The organism is Polynucleobacter rarus, from assembly GCF_003072505.1.
Classification (GTDB): Bacteria; Pseudomonadota; Gammaproteobacteria; order Burkholderiales; family Burkholderiaceae; genus Polynucleobacter; species Polynucleobacter rarus.
The window spans coordinates 481,145-498,254 of sequence record NZ_NTGB01000001.1; the positions used below are offsets into that span (position 1 = coordinate 481,145).

At 40.9% G+C, this 17,110-nt stretch carries 16 protein-coding genes, 1 tRNA gene and 1 pseudogene; 12 read left to right on the forward strand and 6 right to left on the reverse strand.

What is annotated here, in order from left to right:
- The first annotated feature begins 65 nt into the window (after positions 1-65).
- The 3 genes and pseudogenes from AOC35_RS02210 to AOC35_RS02220 all read left to right on the forward strand — a co-directional run bounded on the left by AOC35_RS02210 (position 66) and on the right by AOC35_RS02220 (position 4,463).
- Positions 66-1,949, forward strand: coding sequence for a DUF3857 domain-containing transglutaminase family protein (locus tag AOC35_RS02210; RefSeq protein ID WP_108645571.1), 1,884 nt, complete (start codon positions 66-68; stop codon positions 1,947-1,949).
- A gap of 247 nt (positions 1,950-2,196) precedes the next feature.
- A pseudogene (locus tag AOC35_RS02215) lies at positions 2,197-2,930 on the forward strand (fumarylacetoacetate hydrolase family protein).
- Positions 2,931-3,314: 384 nt separating this feature from the next.
- Positions 3,315-4,463, forward strand: coding sequence for an ATP-binding protein (locus AOC35_RS02220; RefSeq protein ID WP_211307462.1), 1,149 nt, complete (start codon positions 3,315-3,317; stop codon positions 4,461-4,463).
- 133 nt (positions 4,464-4,596) lie between these two features.
- Here AOC35_RS02220 and AOC35_RS02225 read toward each other — a convergent pair whose 3' ends face one another.
- From AOC35_RS02225 to AOC35_RS02245, 5 genes are all read right to left on the reverse strand, one after another.
- Positions 4,597-5,079 carry a DUF5615 family PIN-like protein gene (locus AOC35_RS02225; protein WP_108645572.1) on the reverse strand — a complete coding sequence of 161 codons (483 nt, stop codon included), beginning with the start codon at positions 5,077-5,079 and terminating at the stop codon, positions 4,597-4,599.
- Positions 5,076-5,729: a DUF433 domain-containing protein gene (locus tag AOC35_RS02230; RefSeq protein ID WP_108645573.1), complete on the reverse strand. Its 654-nt coding sequence runs from the start codon at positions 5,727-5,729 to the stop codon at positions 5,076-5,078. The genes AOC35_RS02225 and AOC35_RS02230 overlap by 4 nt, the downstream gene beginning before the upstream one ends.
- 244 nt (positions 5,730-5,973) lie before the next feature.
- Positions 5,974-7,005 carry an HNH endonuclease gene (locus AOC35_RS02235; RefSeq protein WP_108645574.1) on the reverse strand — a complete coding sequence of 344 codons (1,032 nt, stop codon included), beginning with the start codon at positions 7,003-7,005 and terminating at the stop codon, positions 5,974-5,976.
- A 10-nt stretch (positions 7,006-7,015) separates the two neighbouring features.
- Complete coding sequence (locus AOC35_RS02240) at positions 7,016-7,396, reverse strand: HIT family protein (RefSeq protein ID WP_108645575.1); 381 nt, start codon at positions 7,394-7,396, stop codon at positions 7,016-7,018.
- Between the two features lie 172 nt (positions 7,397-7,568).
- A complete protein-coding gene (locus tag AOC35_RS02245) occupies positions 7,569-8,696 on the reverse strand; it encodes an ImmA/IrrE family metallo-endopeptidase (RefSeq protein ID WP_108645576.1) in 1,128 nt (375 codons plus the stop codon).
- A 280-nt stretch (positions 8,697-8,976) separates the two neighbouring features.
- Between AOC35_RS02245 and thrS the strand changes: the two genes are divergently transcribed.
- From thrS to AOC35_RS02290, 9 genes are all read left to right on the forward strand, one after another.
- Positions 8,977-10,905: a threonine--tRNA ligase gene (gene thrS / locus AOC35_RS02250; RefSeq protein ID WP_108645577.1), complete on the forward strand. Its 1,929-nt coding sequence runs from the start codon at positions 8,977-8,979 to the stop codon at positions 10,903-10,905.
- Positions 10,906-11,005: 100 nt separating this feature from the next.
- Complete coding sequence (gene infC / locus AOC35_RS02255) at positions 11,006-11,527, forward strand: translation initiation factor IF-3 (protein WP_108645578.1); 522 nt, start codon at positions 11,006-11,008, stop codon at positions 11,525-11,527.
- Positions 11,528-11,721: 194 nt separating this feature from the next.
- The gene (gene rpmI, locus AOC35_RS02260; protein WP_108645579.1) at positions 11,722-11,919 is read left to right on the forward strand and encodes a 50S ribosomal protein L35; all 198 of its coding nucleotides are present in this window, start codon (positions 11,722-11,724) and stop codon (positions 11,917-11,919) included.
- A 23-nt stretch (positions 11,920-11,942) separates the two neighbouring features.
- Positions 11,943-12,308, forward strand: a complete 366-nt coding sequence (rplT, locus tag AOC35_RS02265) for a 50S ribosomal protein L20 (RefSeq protein ID WP_108645580.1) — start codon at positions 11,943-11,945, stop codon at positions 12,306-12,308.
- Positions 12,309-12,319: 11 nt separating this feature from the next.
- Positions 12,320-13,378 carry a phenylalanine--tRNA ligase subunit alpha gene (gene pheS / locus AOC35_RS02270; RefSeq protein ID WP_108645581.1) on the forward strand — a complete coding sequence of 353 codons (1,059 nt, stop codon included), beginning with the start codon at positions 12,320-12,322 and terminating at the stop codon, positions 13,376-13,378.
- 20 nt (positions 13,379-13,398) lie between these two features.
- Positions 13,399-15,882 carry a phenylalanine--tRNA ligase subunit beta gene (gene pheT / locus AOC35_RS02275; RefSeq protein ID WP_108645582.1) on the forward strand — a complete coding sequence of 828 codons (2,484 nt, stop codon included), beginning with the start codon at positions 13,399-13,401 and terminating at the stop codon, positions 15,880-15,882.
- Positions 15,883-15,919: 37 nt separating this feature from the next.
- Positions 15,920-16,231 (forward strand): integration host factor subunit alpha, encoded by a 312-nt coding sequence (locus AOC35_RS02280; protein ID WP_084283907.1) that lies wholly within the window; start codon positions 15,920-15,922, stop codon positions 16,229-16,231.
- Complete coding sequence (locus tag AOC35_RS02285) at positions 16,215-16,598, forward strand: MerR family transcriptional regulator (protein WP_084283908.1); 384 nt, start codon at positions 16,215-16,217, stop codon at positions 16,596-16,598. The genes AOC35_RS02280 and AOC35_RS02285 overlap by 17 nt, the downstream gene beginning before the upstream one ends.
- Positions 16,599-16,615: 17 nt before the next feature.
- Positions 16,616-16,692, forward strand: a tRNA-Pro gene (locus AOC35_RS02290).
- 122 nt (positions 16,693-16,814) lie between these two features.
- Here the strand turns inward: AOC35_RS02290 and AOC35_RS02295 are convergent.
- Positions 16,815-17,066, reverse strand: coding sequence for a transposase (locus tag AOC35_RS02295; RefSeq protein ID WP_108645583.1), 252 nt, complete (start codon positions 17,064-17,066; stop codon positions 16,815-16,817).
- Positions 17,067-17,110: the final 44 nt, after the last annotated feature.

Sequence of the window (17,110 nt, forward strand, 5' to 3'; positions counted from 1 at the left end):
CGTTCTGTAATTGTTTCGTGGCTATTTTGGTTATTCATTCGTAGCAAATTTAGCAAAGTGATGTCATGAAAGTATTTTTTCAGTTTACGGCGAGTCTGATTGTTGCGACTACGCTCTTCCTTGGTGGCTTGGTAGCAGTCTTGCCAGGAGTGCAAGCAAAAAGTGAGCCAAACTCGCCGGTAAGCATTGAGCGATATATTATTAAAACGCATGTCTATGCAGATGGTAGTGATGTAGAAACCCGAGAAATCACCAAACTTATTCGCTCTCAGATTGCAATCGATACCGCTGCCCAAGCGGATATTTCTTTTAATAGCACCTTACAAAAGGTGGAGGTACTCGAAGCCTATACAACTTCAAGTTCGGGTCAGAAAATACCTGTAGCAAGCAATGCGATTCGAGAAGTGGATGACGATATTTCTGGGGGAGCTCAACAATTTTCAGATCAAAAGCATCGCATCATCATTTTCCCGAATGTTACCCCTGGGGCTAGAGTTACTTACAAAGTAAAAATCACTTCTCACACGCCTTTATTTGCTAAAAACTATCAGAAAGGAGTGTATTTTTCTCCGAGTTTAGAGATCCAACAGTTTGAATGGCATTTCTCTCATGATCCCCGTTTGATGATTAAAGTCGACGCTAAAAAAATACCGGGCGGACGACAAGCAGATGGTCCCAATGGGGAAAAGCAATATAAGTTTCATTATCAACATTTAAGAACGATCCCTAAAATCAATGGTGAGGTGGATTATGCCGATCATAGTCCTCATCTCATTTTTTCTAGCTTTAAATCGCCGCTTGAGATTGGTAAATATTACGAGAACTCGATTCAATCTAAGCTAGTAGTTACCAAAAAGGTAACAGAGCTTGCCCAAAAAATCACTAAAGGGATTGATGATCCCCAGTCTCAAGCAATCGCACTTTATCAATGGGTATCTTTAAATATTCGGTACGTAGCGATCTTTTTAGGCGACGGTGGGATTGTGCCAAATGATGCCGATACAATCATTGATCGTCGGTATGGCGATTGTAAAGACCATGATTTGCTCTTGCGAGCATTGCTACTTGCTAAAGGTATTCCCTCAAGTTCCGCCTTAATTAATTCTGAATCTTCCTATCGGGTTGGTAAACTTGGCACGATTTACCCGTTTAATCATGTGATAACGTATCTGCCAAAGTGGGAGCAGTTTGTTGACTCCACTCTGGAAATTGCACCTTACGGCGTATTAGATTTTGCTGAGATGGATAAACCGGTAGTTTTAACTGCAATAGGCAAGATGGGGAGAACCCCAAAGCCCTCTGATCAAAATAATGGTTTCGTCTCAAAGGCTTACTTTCAAGTTGATGAACGGGGAGGAATTTATGGTAAATCCTTGATCAACTATATGGGCTCTGAAGAATTTGAAGCAAGATCGAATTTCTATACTTTTAGAAGAAGTGATGACAACCTTGAAGAAAAGAAATACCTTTCCTCTTATCGACAAACAGGTAATGGTTCCTTTAGTCCTTCAAATAGCCGTGATCTCAATACTCCTTTTAGTTTAGAGTCTAAATTTTATCTAGATCCGATTGTTAACATGCCAGGACCTGGCGCTATGACTGTACCGATTGGTTTGTCATCGGGATACTTAGCGGATATTCCTTTTAACCAAATTACTGATGCTTACCATTTTCCTTACCGATGTTTTTCTGGCACCTTCTTAGAGATAAGTGAGATTCATTTTCCGAAAAAAGTAAAAGTGATTAAGTTACCCACTGGAGCCGATTACGCTGAATATGGGGCATTATATGTATCCACCTATACTTTGGAAGACAATGTGGTGACGGTTAGCCGAATTCTGAAACTCAACCAAAAAAGTGCAGTTTGCCCCGCAGGTCCTAACAAGCGTGCAAAAAGAATCCATCAGGTCGTTCGTCGGGATATGTTGGCGCAAATCATGTATGAGTAAACTTCGAATCAACAGTCTTCATCACTAAAATAAGCAATAAAAAAATCAATAAAAAAATCAATATTGCAAATTGAAATTCTTGAAGATTTTTCTTAAATTGTCTTATCACCTAAACCAAGGGTATCGTAAGTAGATTATTATTGTATAAAGTTAAATAATCAAAAAAAAGGAGATCAATATGAATAATCAAGATAATATTTCACGTCGCAATGCTATTAAACTTGGGCTTGGAACAGCTGCTGCAACCATGGTATCCGGCAGTGTATCAGCAGCAAATCCAACTGACCAAAAATCCATGTTTACAGTTCCCCAAGTATTTATTCCGATTGCGGATCAAAAAGAACAATTTCCAGTTCGCAGAATTTACTGTATCGGTAGAAATTATGCGGCACATGCTATTGAAATGGGCTCTGACCCAACGCGTGAACCACCATTTTTCTTCCAAAAGCCAACAGACGCGATTCAGTATGTAGCTCCTAATACCGTTGCTGATCATCCTTATCCAACGCTGACCAAAATTATCACTATGAAGTTGAATTAGTTGCTGCAATTCATATTGGTGGTAAAGACATTAAACTCGAAAACGCTCTTGATCATGTTTGGGGTTATGCACTTGGATTAGATATGACGAGAAGAGATTTACAACGCGGTATGGGCGATCAAAAGAAGCCATGGGAAATTGGCAAATCCTTCGATCATTCAGCACCAATTGGACCATTGTTTCCAGTATCAAAAGTAGGACATTTTAAAGAAGGCAATATTCAGTTGTCGGTCAATGGAGTTGTGAAGCAAAAAGCGGATTTAAAGCAAATGATTTGGTCTGTAGCAGAACAGATTGTCAAACTTTCAGAAGCGAATGAATTATTCCCTGGCGATATTATTTATTCAGGAACTCCAGAAAATGTGGGACCTGTGGTGCGAGGTGACGTAATTCGTTGCCAGATCCAGAAATTGCCAGACCTTGTCATGAAGATTGTTTAAGTATCAACCTACACTTTAAAAGACAATATCAGCTCAGTTAGTCGAACTCTGAAACTGAATCAGAAAAGTCCTGTTTGTCCCGCTGGACTGAATAACTGAGCAAAACGAATCCATCAGGTGGTTCGTAAGGATCTTCTGGTGCAGATCATCGATGAATGTTTCTTAAAAGGCGATCTTGATTCTGAATGAGAATGCTCAACTCAGGATTACTCACTAATTCATTGTTGTTTCCAACTGGCTTGGAAAATAAAGTTCTAAGCACATCCCTTTCAATTGAGAACGGTATAAAAGTCGCTATTTAACTGATTGATTTTAATAAGTTAAATTATTAATAAGCCTAAAATTTATAGCTATATTAAAAAGTCGCGACTTTTTAATATAGCTATGTATAATAGTCAAATGCAGAGATATTTAGAGCAAATTGTCTTCAAAGATATTAAGAGAAAACTCGTTATTTTGACCGGTCCTAGACAGGTGGGTAAGACTTTTATGAGTCGACAATTAATGTCTTATTACCAAAATCCACTTTATCTAAACTGGGATATACCGGAGCATCGAGTTCGCCTGCAAAAGCAAGACTGGTATGACTTACATGATTTGGTCGTTATGGATGAAATCCATAAGATGGCCCATTGGAAGCAGTGGTTAAAAGGTGTGACAGATGCTAAAGCACCGGGGACGTCTCTACTCGTTACTGGCAGTGCACGCATGGAAACTTTTCGGCAAGCAGGAGAGTCCTTAGCTGGACGGTATTTTGCTTATAAGATGCATCCTATTTCTGTCAAAGAGCTTTGTGCCAATACTTCTAAAAGTCCTAGTGAAGCACTAGATCATCTGCTCGAGCGGGGAGGGTTTCCAGAGCCCTGTTTGGTAGAGGAAATCCTAGAAGTGAATAAGTGGCGATTGGAGTATTCCAAAGATCTATTACGAGAAGACATCTTAGAGTTTTCTAGGCTGCAAGAACTCAATACGATGAAGATCTTCATTGAAATTCTTCGCAGCCGTGTCGGCTCTCTTTTATCTCTGGCATCAATTGCGCGTGATATTGGTTGCTCACCCATCACACTCAGTAAGTATTTAGATATTCTTAAAGCACTATTTGTGGTTTTTACTATTCACCCATGGACTGATAATGTTGGTAGGTCTTTGTTGAAAACACCTAAGGTTTATTTTTTCGATCAAGGACTCGTCAAAGGGGATGAGGGGGCTCGTTTAGAAAATGCGGTAGCTTACATGCTATTGAAACACGCCGACTTTATCCGAGACACACAAGGGATAGAAACAGGCTTGCATTATTTGCGAACAAAGGACGGCGAAGAAATTGATTTTGCAATATCTCAAGACAATCAACTAACGGATTTGATTGAGGTGAAATGCAGCGACAATAAGCCACACGCAACCTTGATTCGGTTTGCTGAAAAGTTTCCAAAGGCAAATGCAATACAACTGGTTTACAACTTGAGATATCCGCAGAAAACGCGTGGAATACTGATTGAGGATATGGCCAAGTATTTATCTGAATTACAGGCTTAGATCGATCAAGTAGTATTTAGCCTTAATTAAAGCTGAGGGAAGAATAACTATTCCAGATATTGGATATCTCCCTAAAGCTGTCTTAAACATCAAGGCTAAATTGATTGCTTGTCTATTTCTGTAGATTCCTAGGTCAAGAAAACAACATGTTTCCCGTATCGCCAATTGTTGTAAAACGAGGAATAAGATGAAAATGTGGAGCTAGATAGAAGCGAATATTAACTTCCGTCCCATCGTAATCAAATTCAATAGCGTGGTTCTCTAGATGAAATGTTTGGTGGTTTTTAATAAAGTCAATTGCAGTTAAAAAAAGTAGCTTTTGTAATTTGATATCCATCTTAATTGGCGTCTCCCTGTCATTGTTATAAGCCATGAAAGAAATCACGCCAGGATGAATTTCGTGCAAGTTTAAAATACCGACCTCATGATTGATGCCTCTGAAGTCTTGACAGTTGTGGGTTACTAAAACCCAATCATTGTCTACAGCAAATTTAGCAATTTCGTAATCTTTAGCACCGACTAAGCCTTTGTCGTATACAGAAGCGGCCTCAGGACCAAAATTGTTAGCAATGATTACTAGATCATCTGTAAAGCATTCATCAATTAAAAATTTCATAACTTGAGTCCCCGAGTAGTTGATAGTAAAACTTTCCATTGAGGTTTTAATTCTGAAAGTCTTTTAGGGCGACCGTTAAATGGGTTGAGGTCGGTCCAAATGATTGCCGCCTGAATCAAATCGTCACTTTGAATAGATGGGAATTTTTCTCTGATTTGGGCAACTGATAAGCCTTCCTTTGCCCAAAATGAAATAAAAAATGCCGGGATGCGCGTGCCAATCACTACCGGCTCACCATGCATGACATCTGGAGATGTGACAATTTTCTGGAGACATTCAAATCGCTCTCTGACAGGGATTGCCATTTTACCCATGTCAATCATGATGTCATCAACAGTAATTCGCCAGAAATCATCATTCTTTGTTTCTGTTTTAAAAACTACAGGATCTTCCACCTTCGATAGGTTAGGCGTTCTCTGTAGAAATTGCTTAAGGACCTTAATCCGAAATCCTTTTTTATAGTTGGATCCTTTTTGGTAGTAAAAGCTTGCTAAGACACAAGCGGCGAGACTAAAGGTTAGTCCCTTGTCTTTATTAAAAAAATCTTTAGGTAGAAATGCTTCTTCAACGATACGGTTGGCTTGAAGCTCAGTAATATTTGCAATGTACGCAGCCTCAGCTAGCTTTGCATTAAATCTAGAGTTTGTCATTCATTGATTCCTTATAAAAGTAATTGATCAATCGGTGTTGGAGAGATGGGTGGAGTTTTACTTTTTTGCATTGCCTTAAGTGCTCAAGTCTTAAGTTGAACTGGTCCCAAGTAGGGAAATACTTTTGAAGACTCAGAAGGATGGTTGATATTAAAAATTGATTCATTCATTCAATCGTAATTGAAGACATGAATAGACTTAAAAATTAATCCATAAAGGAAATAAGTTTTTAATGACTTAACGATTATTCAAAAAGAATGAGATATTTTTGGTTGATGGGTTCGTATTGTTTTTGCATGACCCATGCATTGGAATTAGCAATAGCTGCATTGTGGTAAGCCCAACTTGCAATCCTTTTATTACATTCCAAGTCTGATAAAAATCCTAAATGATGAATGTCATTATTTCTTTGAACATTAGTTGCTGCGTTGAACATCCAATTTTCAAGATGAGCTATACCAGCCAGCATATCTGACTTACTTCGATTGCAAGATGGACAGGTAAGTACTAAATTCTCAGCAATGTTTCTAGAATATTTTTTCCAAGGAATAAAGTGATCGACATCAGCTTTTGAATTCTGTGAGATATTTCTAGAGCAATAGAAGCATCTACCATCTTGGTAGTCCATTAGAAGAGGTCTCAATTGAATGAGGGTATCTCTTGAAGCACCAAATAAAAATGACTCTAAATCAGAATCTGAATTTAAAATTTGTTGATTTTTAGCATTAGTTTTGAGATGCGTCATCCAGCCATTTTTTGCATATTGAATAATGTATTCGCTGAATTTTCGAAGACAAAGGTGTGCCTCTTTGGAAAGGGTAAGACTCTTATTGTTTGAATACTTATAGATGAATTGATTCTCATCTTCTTGAAGGTAAAAGATCGGATTCTGCCAAATAGTTGAAACAATGGAGTTTAATTTTCTTGTCCAAATAGAATGTGCTGTTACATCGGAAAACCTTTCTAAGCCAGTTGCCCTTTGAACATCTAACAGGATTGAAATAATTTTTGCTTGAGTACCATTATTTTGGTTTAGTACTCCAACATTTTTTCCACTTGAGTATTCTTTTATTTGAGGCCAATAAAGTTCTGAAAAGCGGGTCGCAATCCTATTACTTGGTATGGTTAATTCTTTTTCTTTATCATTACCAAGTTCAATGGCGAGATTTGTTAAGGTAATTAATAAGGCGTATTTATAGGTTGCACTAAATGAACTGTCTTCAAAGAGGGTTTGAATTTTTTGTAGAAATTCGATTTGAGATTCAGCGCTGACCATTTTTAATTGATTAATCCCAGTACTTTGCTTTTTCAGGAATAATCCATCTCACGCCACCTCTAGGATCGGTCTGATCATTTGTATATCTCGGGATTAGATGCATATGAAGATGTGGGACGGTTTGACCAGCTGATGGTCCATCATTGATGCCGATATTAAAACCATCTGGCTGAAATTCTGTATCAATCGTTTCTTTTGCATTGTCTAGCAAAGTTAGAAGAGCATCTCTTTCGACTTTAGTAATTTCAAAGAAAGAGCCTATATGTCTTTTTGGAATAATGAGAGTATGACCAGAGGAGATAGGAAATCCATCGCGAATGACGAAGCCAAATTCATTGGAATCAATGATTCGTTCAGGAGGTAACTTACAGAAAGGGCATTCTTTAGTCATTAGGTACTAAATCTCGTCTCAAATTAGAAAGCAGCTTTTTATTGATTCTATTACTTTTGTTACTTTATCAAATCAAAAGATCAAATTATGAGCGAGGAGATGCCGTTTGGGGCTTATCTAGTTATTCGCTTTGCTAAGCGTAAATAGACGCAAGTATCTAATAAAACAACCATTATTTGCCTATTAGTTCTTGATGTAAGGTTGTTGCATCTCCAATAGATATATCCAATATTTGTTGTAGGTATCCTAATCCGGTACCTTTTTCTAATATTATTTTTTTTAGGGCATCAAAAAATGAGCTTTGAAAGATTTTATGTGATGTATCCATGTAAGTTTTGGGCTCAGGTGGCATTGGATTAAATAGAAGATGACTAACCAATTGCCCGCGACTCATGCAGCGAGTGGCATGGATGGATTTGGAGTCCACCTTAAGTTCGGTGAGATTGAATGCTTTAGCATAGCCACAAACTTGCAGAAAAACACTGTGCAATGAAATCTGATATTCATGTGCATATTCTTGCAAGACTTTAATTTGACTTGATGATGTTGGTTTAGTGATGGCCTTCAAATAAGCTTGTTCAGCTAACTCTCTCGGAAATAATAAGGCACCTGCGAAAGCATCCGCATAATCCTCACCCTCATTAGTACCGGCTAATTCTGGAGTAAAGACATGCGCTAACTCGTGCGCCATCCAGAATTTAAAATCCTCAATATACGTATCAAGATTCAGGAATACGAAAGTGATCTTCTCCGATTTAAGCAAAATGTGTAAAGCATTTTCATGCTTCGATTTATTGCCCCACATCACCGGCACAATCACCGCATCATTATTTGAGAACTCCTTAATCAGTTGGTTATAACTGACGACTGAACAAGGTTTGATTCCTAACTTTTCTCGAACGCTTGCTACTGTATTTTGTAAATCAAAGTACTTCAGTGAAGGGGTATTAATTTTGGTGCGTAAAGATTTCAAGGGATATAAATAGGGCACTAAGGGACGTAATAAAGCACCCGTGAGTTGAGCGCGCTCTATATGGTCTTGGGTAGTTTTGGTGCCGGCGCGTTTGCGAAAAGCGACCACGGGAAGCTCAACATTCGGTGTATGTACCAAATCTGAAAATGGTAAAGAAAGGGTAAGGGAGAGTTTTAACAGCTTATCGGGTCTTGGAAAATCAACTCCCTTTAACCAGTTAGTAACTGCTTGAGAGCTGACGTTCAATTCTTTAGAAAGGCGCTTCTGATCCCAACCTTTAGATGCTAAGACGGACTTCACTGATTCAGTGTTGATGATTTGTTTCATCTTTATATTTTATTTTCAAAATCAAGTTTAATCAAGTTTTATCTGAACATGAATCCCTGTTCTTCTTAGGATTTGTTGGATATGGATGAAGCTTTAAATGAAGAAGCGCCTCAAATTCAAGGAATATCACGAAAATTCGTTAAACTATCAAGATTGTGTTTGCCAAGGCTCTAAAATAGTGGTCTTGAGCAACATGGCGCGCAGAACCTCAAAGCTAATAGTCTCAGAGTAAATCGCGCTTTTTTATTGCAAGTGCTCGTCAATCAATAGTGGAGTAATAATGGTTGTTGTAACCTTACCTGATGGATCAAAAAGAGAATTCCCAGAAGCTGTAACCGTTGCTGGTGTTGCTCAAAGCATTGGCTCTGGCCTTGCCAAGGCTGCTTTAGCAGGTCGTGTAAATGACCAGTTAGTGGATCTCAGTCATTTAATCACGCAGGACAGTAACCTCGCCATCATTACCGATAAAGATCCTGAAGGTCTTGAAGTCATTCGTCACTCGACTGCTCACTTATTAGCTTACGCAGTTAAAGAGTTGTATCCAAACGTACAAGTCACCATTGGTCCAGTCATCGATAACGGCTTTTATTATGACTTCTCCTATAAAGAAGGATCATTTACGCCGGAAGATCTATTAAAGATCGAAAAGCGCATGACTGAGCTGGCTAAAAAAGATGAAGTCATCACTAGAAAAGTAGTATCCAGAGATGAAGCCGTTGCTCACTTCAAAGGCTTGGGTGAGAACTACAAAGCAGAACTGATTGAAGCCATTCCGGCTGATCAAGATGTCTCTCTCTACACAGAAGGTAACTTTACTGATTTATGCCGTGGACCACACGTGCCGAGTACTGGCAAGCTCAAAGTCTTTAAATTAACTAAGGTAGCGGGTGCTTACTGGCGTGGTAATAGTAATAACGAAATGCTGCAGCGGATTTATGGCACTGCTTGGGCGAAAAAAGAGGACCAAGAAGCTTACTTACATATGTTGGAAGAAGCAGAAAAGCGCGATCATCGTAAATTAGGTCGTCAATTAGACTTATTCCACTTCCAGGAAGAAGCTCCAGGCTTAATTTTCTGGCATCCAAAAGGTTGGACCATTTGGCAGCAAGTTGAGCAATATATGCGTAAAGTCTACCAAGATCACGGCTATCAAGAAGTCAAAGCACCACAAATTTTAGATCGCGCTCTTTGGGAAAAGTCAGGCCACTGGGAGAACTATAAAGAAAACATGTTCACCACCGAGTCTGAAAACCGCACTTACGCTTTAAAGCCAATGAACTGCCCAGGCCATGTCTTGATTTTTAACTCAGGCTTACATAGTTACCGTGATTTACCGCTGCGCTTTGGTGAGTTTGGTCAGTGTGTTCGTAATGAACCTTCAGGTGCTTTACACGGATTAATGCGAGTGCGAGGTTTTACGCAGGATGATGGTCATATTTTCTGTACCGAAGATCAAATTCAGTCTGAAGTGGCTGCTTTTGATCAAGTCGTGCGCAGTGTCTATAAAGAGTTTGGTTTTACAGAAGTAGCAGTTAAGCTTGCTCTGCGTCCAGAAAAACGGGTAGGTGAGGACGCTATTTGGGATAAAGCAGAAAATGCCCTACGCTCAGCCATTAGCTTATCCGGTTCGAGCTGGGAAGAATTACCAGGCGAAGGCGCGTTTTATGGTCCAAAAATTGAATACCATTTAAAGGATTCGATTGGTCGTTCTTGGCAGTGCGGCACCATGCAGGTTGATTTCTCGATGCCAACGCGTTTAGGTGCTGAGTATGTGGCTGAAGATAACACTCGTAAGATTCCAGTGATGTTACACCGTGCGATTGTCGGATCTCTGGAGCGTTTTATCGGTATTTTGATCGAAAACCACGCTGGTGCGATGCCAACTTGGCTTTCTCCAACGCAGGTGGTGGTCATGAATATTTCTGATAATTCTGCAGAATATGCCAAAAAAGTGACTCAAATTCTCAAAAAACAAGGATTTAGAGTCCATTGTGATTTGCGTAATGAGAAAATAACGTATAAAATACGAGACCATGCTCTTCAAAAACATCCTTATCTAGTTGTAGTGGGTGATAAAGAGCAGGAGAACAACTTAGTTGCTGTTCGTGCTAGAGGTGGAATCGATTTAGGCGTGATGTCAATCGAAGCTTTTGAGAAGAAGCTCTTTGAAGATGTTCATCACCAGGCTCAACATTCAGAGAATGCTTGAGAATAAAAAACTAAAGAGTTATTTCCATAGGTCCAAGAGACTGGGCATGAAGAGGTTTTGTCTAAGTTATTGATTATAAAAATAGAAAGAGGTAAGTAATATCGCTACAGATAAATTACACCGCATCAACAGGGAAATAACGAGTCCTGAGATTCGACTGATTGGTATGGAAGGGCAAGCATTAGGAGTTTTTAAGATTTTTGATGCGCAAAAGTTGGCTGAAGAACAAGAAACGGATCTTGTTGAAATTGCCCCGAATGCACAACCACCTGTATGTAAGCTGATGGACTATGGCAAGTTTAAGTATCAAGAAGCCAAAAAAGCACATGAAGCGAAGCTAAAGCAAAAAGTCATTCAGGTCAAAGAAGTGAAGTTTAGACCTGGTACAGATGACGGCGATTACGGTGTGAAGTTGCGAATGTTGATCCGCTTTTTAGAAGACGGCGACAAAACGAAGATAACACTTCGTTTTAGAGGACGCGAAATGGCTCACCAAGAAATTGGTATGAGAATGTTGGAAAGATTAAAGTTGGATTTAGTGGAACACGGCACAGTTGAGCAGTTCCCTAAAATGGAAGGAAGACAAATGGTGATGGTCTTAACTCCAACGAAGAAGAAATAAATCGCAGTAAAGAATGTTAGTAAAGATTAAGAATTAAAAAAGTAGTACCAAAAAGATTGCAGTATTGAGATGATGCGAGTCATCTGAATCGGCAACATTGAGCTAAAACTCAATATAAGTGTGGCTGGGTTTTAAAAGTGTAATCGTAAAAAATTACCACCTGAGCGATACAAATTAGTGAAAGGGAGCATTTCATGCCCAAGATGAAGAGTAAAAGCAGTGCGAAGAAGCGCTTTGTGGTTCGCGGAAGCGGATCGATTAAGCGTGGTCAAGCCTTCAAGCGCCATATCCTAACGAAGAAAACTACTAAGACGAAGCGCCAATTACGTGGTTCAGCAGAAGTTCACGAGACAAACGTGAAAGCTGTCCGTGCAATGTTGCCTTACGCTTAAATAATCGAAATTAGGAGAATCAAATGCCAAGAGTAAAACGTGGGGTCACAGCACGTGCCCGTCATAAAAAAGTAACCGACGCAGCTAAAGGCTACCGTGGTCGTCGTAAAAACGTATTCCGTATTGCTAAGCAAGCAGTTATGCGCGCTGGCCAATATGCCTACCGCGATCGTCGTAACAAAAAGCGTGTGTTTAGAGCACTATGGATTGCGCGTATCAACGCTGCAGCCCGTCAGTATGATCTATCCTATAGCGTCTTCATCAATGGTTTGAAGAGAGCCTCGATCGAAATGGACCGTAAAGTTCTTTCCGATATGGCGATCAATGACAAGCCTGCCTTTGCTGCTCTCGTAGCAAAGATTAAGACTGTCTTAACCGTTCAAGCGTAATCCCGCCTGTTATGGTTGATTTAGATCAACTAGTCGCACAGGCCAAGCAGAGTTTTACCGAAGCGGTAGACTCTGCTGCGCTCGAAGATATCAAAGCCAAATATTTGGGTAAGTCCGGTGCACTCACCGAGTTGCTCAAAGGTTTAGGCAAGATGGACCCGGATACGCGTAAAACCGAGGGTGCCAAGATTAATGCTGCCAAAGTCGCCATCGAGACAGCTTTGCAAGACAAAAGAAATGCAATCGCTGAGGCGATTTTGCAATTACGCCTTTCCCAAGAATCTATTGATGTGTCCTTACCAGGTCGTGGTCAACACGTCGGTAGTTTGCATCCGGTCATGAGAACTTGGGAGCGCGTCGAAGAAATATTTCATTCCATCGGTTTTGAAGTGGCTCAAGGCCCTGAAATCGAAAACGATTGGTATAACTTTACCGCTTTAAATAGTCCTGAAAATCATCCTGCACGTTCCATGCAAGATACCTTCTATGTAGAAGGTAGTGACAAGAACGGTAAACAGTTACTTCTCAGAACCCACACAAGTCCAATGCAAATTCGTTTTGCCAGCCATACGGTTGCAAGACATTTAGCGGCGCATGGTAATTTAGATACGCTGCCGGATATTAAAGTCATTGCTCCCGGTAGAACCTACCGCGTGGACAGTGATGCAACGCATTCCCCAATGTTTCATCAAGTAGAAGGTCTTTGGATTGGTCGTGAAGTATCCTTCGCGGCGCTCAAAGGAATTTACACGAATTTCTTAAAAGCCTTTTTCGAAGATGATGCACTCCAGTTGCGTTTTAGACCTTCTTATTTCCCCTTCACCGAGCCTTCTGCTGAAATCGATATGGCCTTTCCGTCCGGTAAACTTGCCGGTCGTTGGTTAGAGATTTCTGGTTCTGGGCAAGTTCATCCCCAAGTGATTAAAAACATGGGCCTCGATCCTGAAGTCTTTATTGGCTTTGCTTTTGGTTCTGGACTCGAGCGCTTAACTATGTTGCGCTATGGGGTGGATGACCTGCGACTTTTCTTTGAAAACGATACTCGATTTTTAGCGCAGTTCCCTGCTTAAATAAATACCGGAGTACTTCTATGCAATTTTCAGAATCATGGCTACGCCAATTTGTTAATCCACCGATTAACACTGAGGAACTAAGCCATTTATTAACCATGGCTGGACTTGAGGTAGAAGAAACCCGCGCCGTAGCGCCACCTTTTAGTTCGATCGTTATTGCTGAGATTTTAGAAGCCACGCAACATCCGGATGCAGACCGCTTGAGAGTCTGTAAAGTTTCTGTTGGTGCATTGTCCACGGAACCACTACAAATCGTGTGTGGCGCTCCGAATGCCCGTCCTGGTATCAAGATTCCGTGTGCAATGGTCGGTGCCTTGCTACCTCCTGCTGAGGAGGGTGGTAAGCCCTTTGCGATTAAAGTGGGCAAACTACGCGGCGTTGAGAGTTACGGCATGTTGTGTTCCGGTCGTGAACTCGGCCTGGGTGATGATCATGCAGGGATTTTAGAATTGCCAGCAGATGCACCACTTGGTCAAAGTATTCGTGAGTATTTGAATCTTGACGATACGATTTTTACGATTAAGCTCACGCCAAATAAAGCAGACTGTTTATCCGTCTTAGGTATTGCCCGTGAAGTATCTGCCTTAACTGGTGCTCCGCTTGAAACGCTGGCGATCGTACCCATTAAAGAAACTTGTAATGACACCGTTAAGGTAAAAGTAGAAGACGCCGATTTATGTGGTCGTTTTGCGGGTCGTGTGATTAAGGGTGTGAATGCCAAAGCGACTACTCCTAGTTGGATGGTACGTCGTTTAGAGAGTGCTGGTCAGAGAAGCATTTCTGCACTAGTGGATATTTCGAATTACGTGATGTTAGAAGTAGGTCAGCCTACTCACGTGTTTGATTTACACAAAATCACCGGTGATATTACTGTGCGTTGGGGCAAGCCTGATGAGAGCGTGAAATTACTCAATGGTCAAACAATACAACTCAAAGACGTGATTTTGCCAGTTGGTGTTGTAGCAGATAGCACTGGGATTGAGAGTCTGGCTGGTGTGATGGGTGGTGACGCGAGTGCGGTGACCTTAGACACAACCGATATCTATTTAGAATCTGCTTTTTGGTGGCCATCTGCGATTCAAGGACGTGCTCGTGCTTTGAACTTTTCGACTGATGCAGCCTACCGTTTTGAGCGTGGGGTAGATCCTAGCTCAACGGTGAAATATTTAAATTATTTGACGCAGTTGATTTTACAAATCTGTGGTGGCGCAGCAGGTCCCGTCTCTGATCAAGTTTTATCCTTACCGAAGCGCCCGCCAGTGGAGCTGCGTGTGGCGAGAGTGGCGAAGATTGTGGGGGTGGAAATTACTGCGCAGCAAATCGCTGAATATTTTGATCGCTTAGGTTTTGCCTATGCCAGAAAACAGCCAGGTACTCCACAAGAAATCTTTGTTGTAGAACCTCCAGCTTATCGTTTTGATTTATCGATCGAAGAAGATTTGATTGAAGAGATTACGCGTATTTACGGTTTTGAGAATATTCCGGAGATTGCACCGCAAGCCGCACTAGTTGTTAAAGAAACTAATGAAAAACAGCGCTCGATCCATCGCTTTAGACATGCCTTAGCGGCAGCAGGTTATCAAGAGGTGGTGAACTACGGCTTTATTGATCAAGCTTCTGAATCACAATTTGCGGGTAATGAATCAGCAGTAAAAGTCTTAAATCCGATTGCTGAACAGTTTGCTGTGATGCGTAGTAACTTGTTAGGGTCTCTCTTAAATAATCTGAAAACCAATGTGAGTCGCAAAGCAGCTCGCGTGCGTTTGTTTGAAGTAGGACGCGTTTTTAGTAAAGATTCACAGGTAGAAGATTCTGAAACGACCACGATTGGTAATCGTCAGACCTTGATGATGGGGGCGATTGCTTATGGTAGTTTATTTAGTGAGCAGTGGGGTCAAAAAGGGATTAATGCCAGACCCGTTGATTTCTTTGACGTGAAAGCGGATCTTGAGAATTTATTAGCACCTCTGACCATTAGGACGGTGGCTTTAACGGATCATCCAGCTTTTCATCCGGGTCGCGCGGCTAGTATTGAGGTACAAACTACAGTTAATAACCAAGCGACTTGGCAAAAAGTAGGTGTCATGGGTGAACTGCATCCTAAATGGCAGCAATCTTTGGAGCTATCTTCTGCACCGGTGATGTTTGAAGTGGAATTGGCAGCAGTGTCAGAACTGAGTCTGCCAAGCACTTCTGAGTTGAGTCGTTTCCCGGCAGTGAAACGGGATTTAGCGATTGTTTTGAAGTCGAGTGTTCCGGCTGGTGAAGTCTTATCTGCCTTACAAGCAGCAGCGCCGAAGCTGGTGACAGAGATCGTTTTATTCGATGATTTCAGGCCGACTCAAGAGCGTCCAGGTGGAATGAACTTGGATGAAAAGAGCTTAGCCTTTAGACTGACCCTCGAGAATTTAGAACAAACCATGCAAGATCAAGAGGTTGAAGGGGTCATTTCAGGGATATTAGAGAAAGTTCTTGTTCAATTTTCTGCGAGATTGCGGTAATATTTAATTTCTTACAAGAAAACATATAGAGAAAACCATGGAAAACACATCAACCACGATTACGAAAATAGAGCTTTCCGAAGCGATCTTTGATCATGTCGGCCTTAACAAGCGTGAGGCGAAGGAAATGATTGACTCGTTTTTTGAGATCATTGCGACAAATTTAGAGCGGGGCGTGGATGTGAAAATTTCCGGTTTTGGTAATTTTCAGTTGAGAAATAAAACTGCCAGACCAGGCCGAAATCCGAAAACAGGTGAGTCTATTCCGATTAGTGCTAGAAGAGTTGTAACCTTTCATGCTAGCCAAAAATTGAAGGATGCAATTGACTCTAATGAACCAAGCAAGTGAAATTCCTGTAAAAGACTTAAAGTCCGTTTTACAGCAATCGCTTCCGCCGATACCAGCAAAACGGTATTTTACGATTGGTGAAGTGGGAGACTTGTGTGCGGTCAAACCTCATGTTCTAAGATATTGGGAACAAGAGTTCAATCAGTTAAAACCACAGAAAAGGCGAGGTAATCGTCGCTATTATCAACACCATGAGGTGGTATTGATTCGACGTATTAGAGACTTACTTTACAACGAAGGATTTACAATCCATGGGGCGAAGAATCGTCTACAAGAGTTAGAGAGTCAGTGGCAAATCAGGTCAGAACTTGAGGCTGTTTTAAGTATTCTAAGTAGCACTTCTGAGAAAAAGAAAGTTACAAACTGATATAATCAATTTTCAGTCGGGGCGTAGCGCAGCCTGGTAGCGTACTTGCATGGGGTGCAAGGGGTCGTGTGTTCGAATCACACCGTCCCGACCAATTAAATCGGGCTCTTCACCATAATCGGGGGATGAGCATTTATCAAACACGATTAATCACTCCACTCCAACCACACAAAGCCAAGACTCGGCTCTTCACCATAATCGGGGGATGAGCATTTATTAAACACGATTAATCACTCCACTCCAACCACACAAAGCCAAGACTCTGAGTCGGTAGTTTTGGAAATTTCTAAAACCAAAAGCTCTTCTAGAAATCATTTCCATTTTAGTATGGAAGCCTTCAGTAATGCCATTGGATTTAGAAAACCGCCACATCCTAATGATCGGCTCTAACCAAGAACGAATTGTCTGGGTAATGATTTTTGCCGGACTTTCCTCAAATTGATCGAGTAATTGTAGAAATTCTGGAATATATTTTTTGCCTTTTTAGCGGGGACTATTTTTAGAAGTAGGAA

Excerpts from the sequence above, each read along its gene's own strand:
- thrS (WP_108645577.1), top strand. The coding sequence starts at position 8,977 with ATGGTTGTTGTAACCTTACCTGATGGATCAAAAAGAGAATTCCCAGAA.
- AOC35_RS02230 (WP_108645573.1), bottom strand. The coding sequence starts at position 5,729 with ATGACAAACTCTAGATTTAATGCAAAGCTAGCTGAGGCTGCGTACATT.
- AOC35_RS02280 (WP_084283907.1), top strand. The coding sequence starts at position 15,920 with ATGGAAAACACATCAACCACGATTACGAAAATAGAGCTTTCCGAAGCG.
- AOC35_RS02235 (WP_108645574.1), bottom strand. The coding sequence starts at position 7,005 with ATGGTCAGCGCTGAATCTCAAATCGAATTTCTACAAAAAATTCAAACC.
- pheS (WP_108645581.1), top strand. The coding sequence starts at position 12,320 with ATGGTTGATTTAGATCAACTAGTCGCACAGGCCAAGCAGAGTTTTACC.
- AOC35_RS02240 (WP_108645575.1), bottom strand. The coding sequence starts at position 7,396 with ATGACTAAAGAATGCCCTTTCTGTAAGTTACCTCCTGAACGAATCATT.
- AOC35_RS02245 (WP_108645576.1), bottom strand. The coding sequence starts at position 8,696 with ATGAAACAAATCATCAACACTGAATCAGTGAAGTCCGTCTTAGCATCT.
- AOC35_RS02220 (WP_211307462.1), top strand. The coding sequence starts at position 3,315 with ATGTATAATAGTCAAATGCAGAGATATTTAGAGCAAATTGTCTTCAAA.
- rpmI (WP_108645579.1), top strand. The coding sequence starts at position 11,722 with ATGCCCAAGATGAAGAGTAAAAGCAGTGCGAAGAAGCGCTTTGTGGTT.
- rplT (WP_108645580.1), top strand. The coding sequence starts at position 11,943 with ATGCCAAGAGTAAAACGTGGGGTCACAGCACGTGCCCGTCATAAAAAA.
- pheT (WP_108645582.1), top strand. The coding sequence starts at position 13,399 with ATGCAATTTTCAGAATCATGGCTACGCCAATTTGTTAATCCACCGATT.
- AOC35_RS02210 (WP_108645571.1), top strand. The coding sequence starts at position 66 with ATGAAAGTATTTTTTCAGTTTACGGCGAGTCTGATTGTTGCGACTACG.
- AOC35_RS02225 (WP_108645572.1), bottom strand. The coding sequence starts at position 5,079 with ATGAAATTTTTAATTGATGAATGCTTTACAGATGATCTAGTAATCATT.
- AOC35_RS02285 (WP_084283908.1), top strand. The coding sequence starts at position 16,215 with ATGAACCAAGCAAGTGAAATTCCTGTAAAAGACTTAAAGTCCGTTTTA.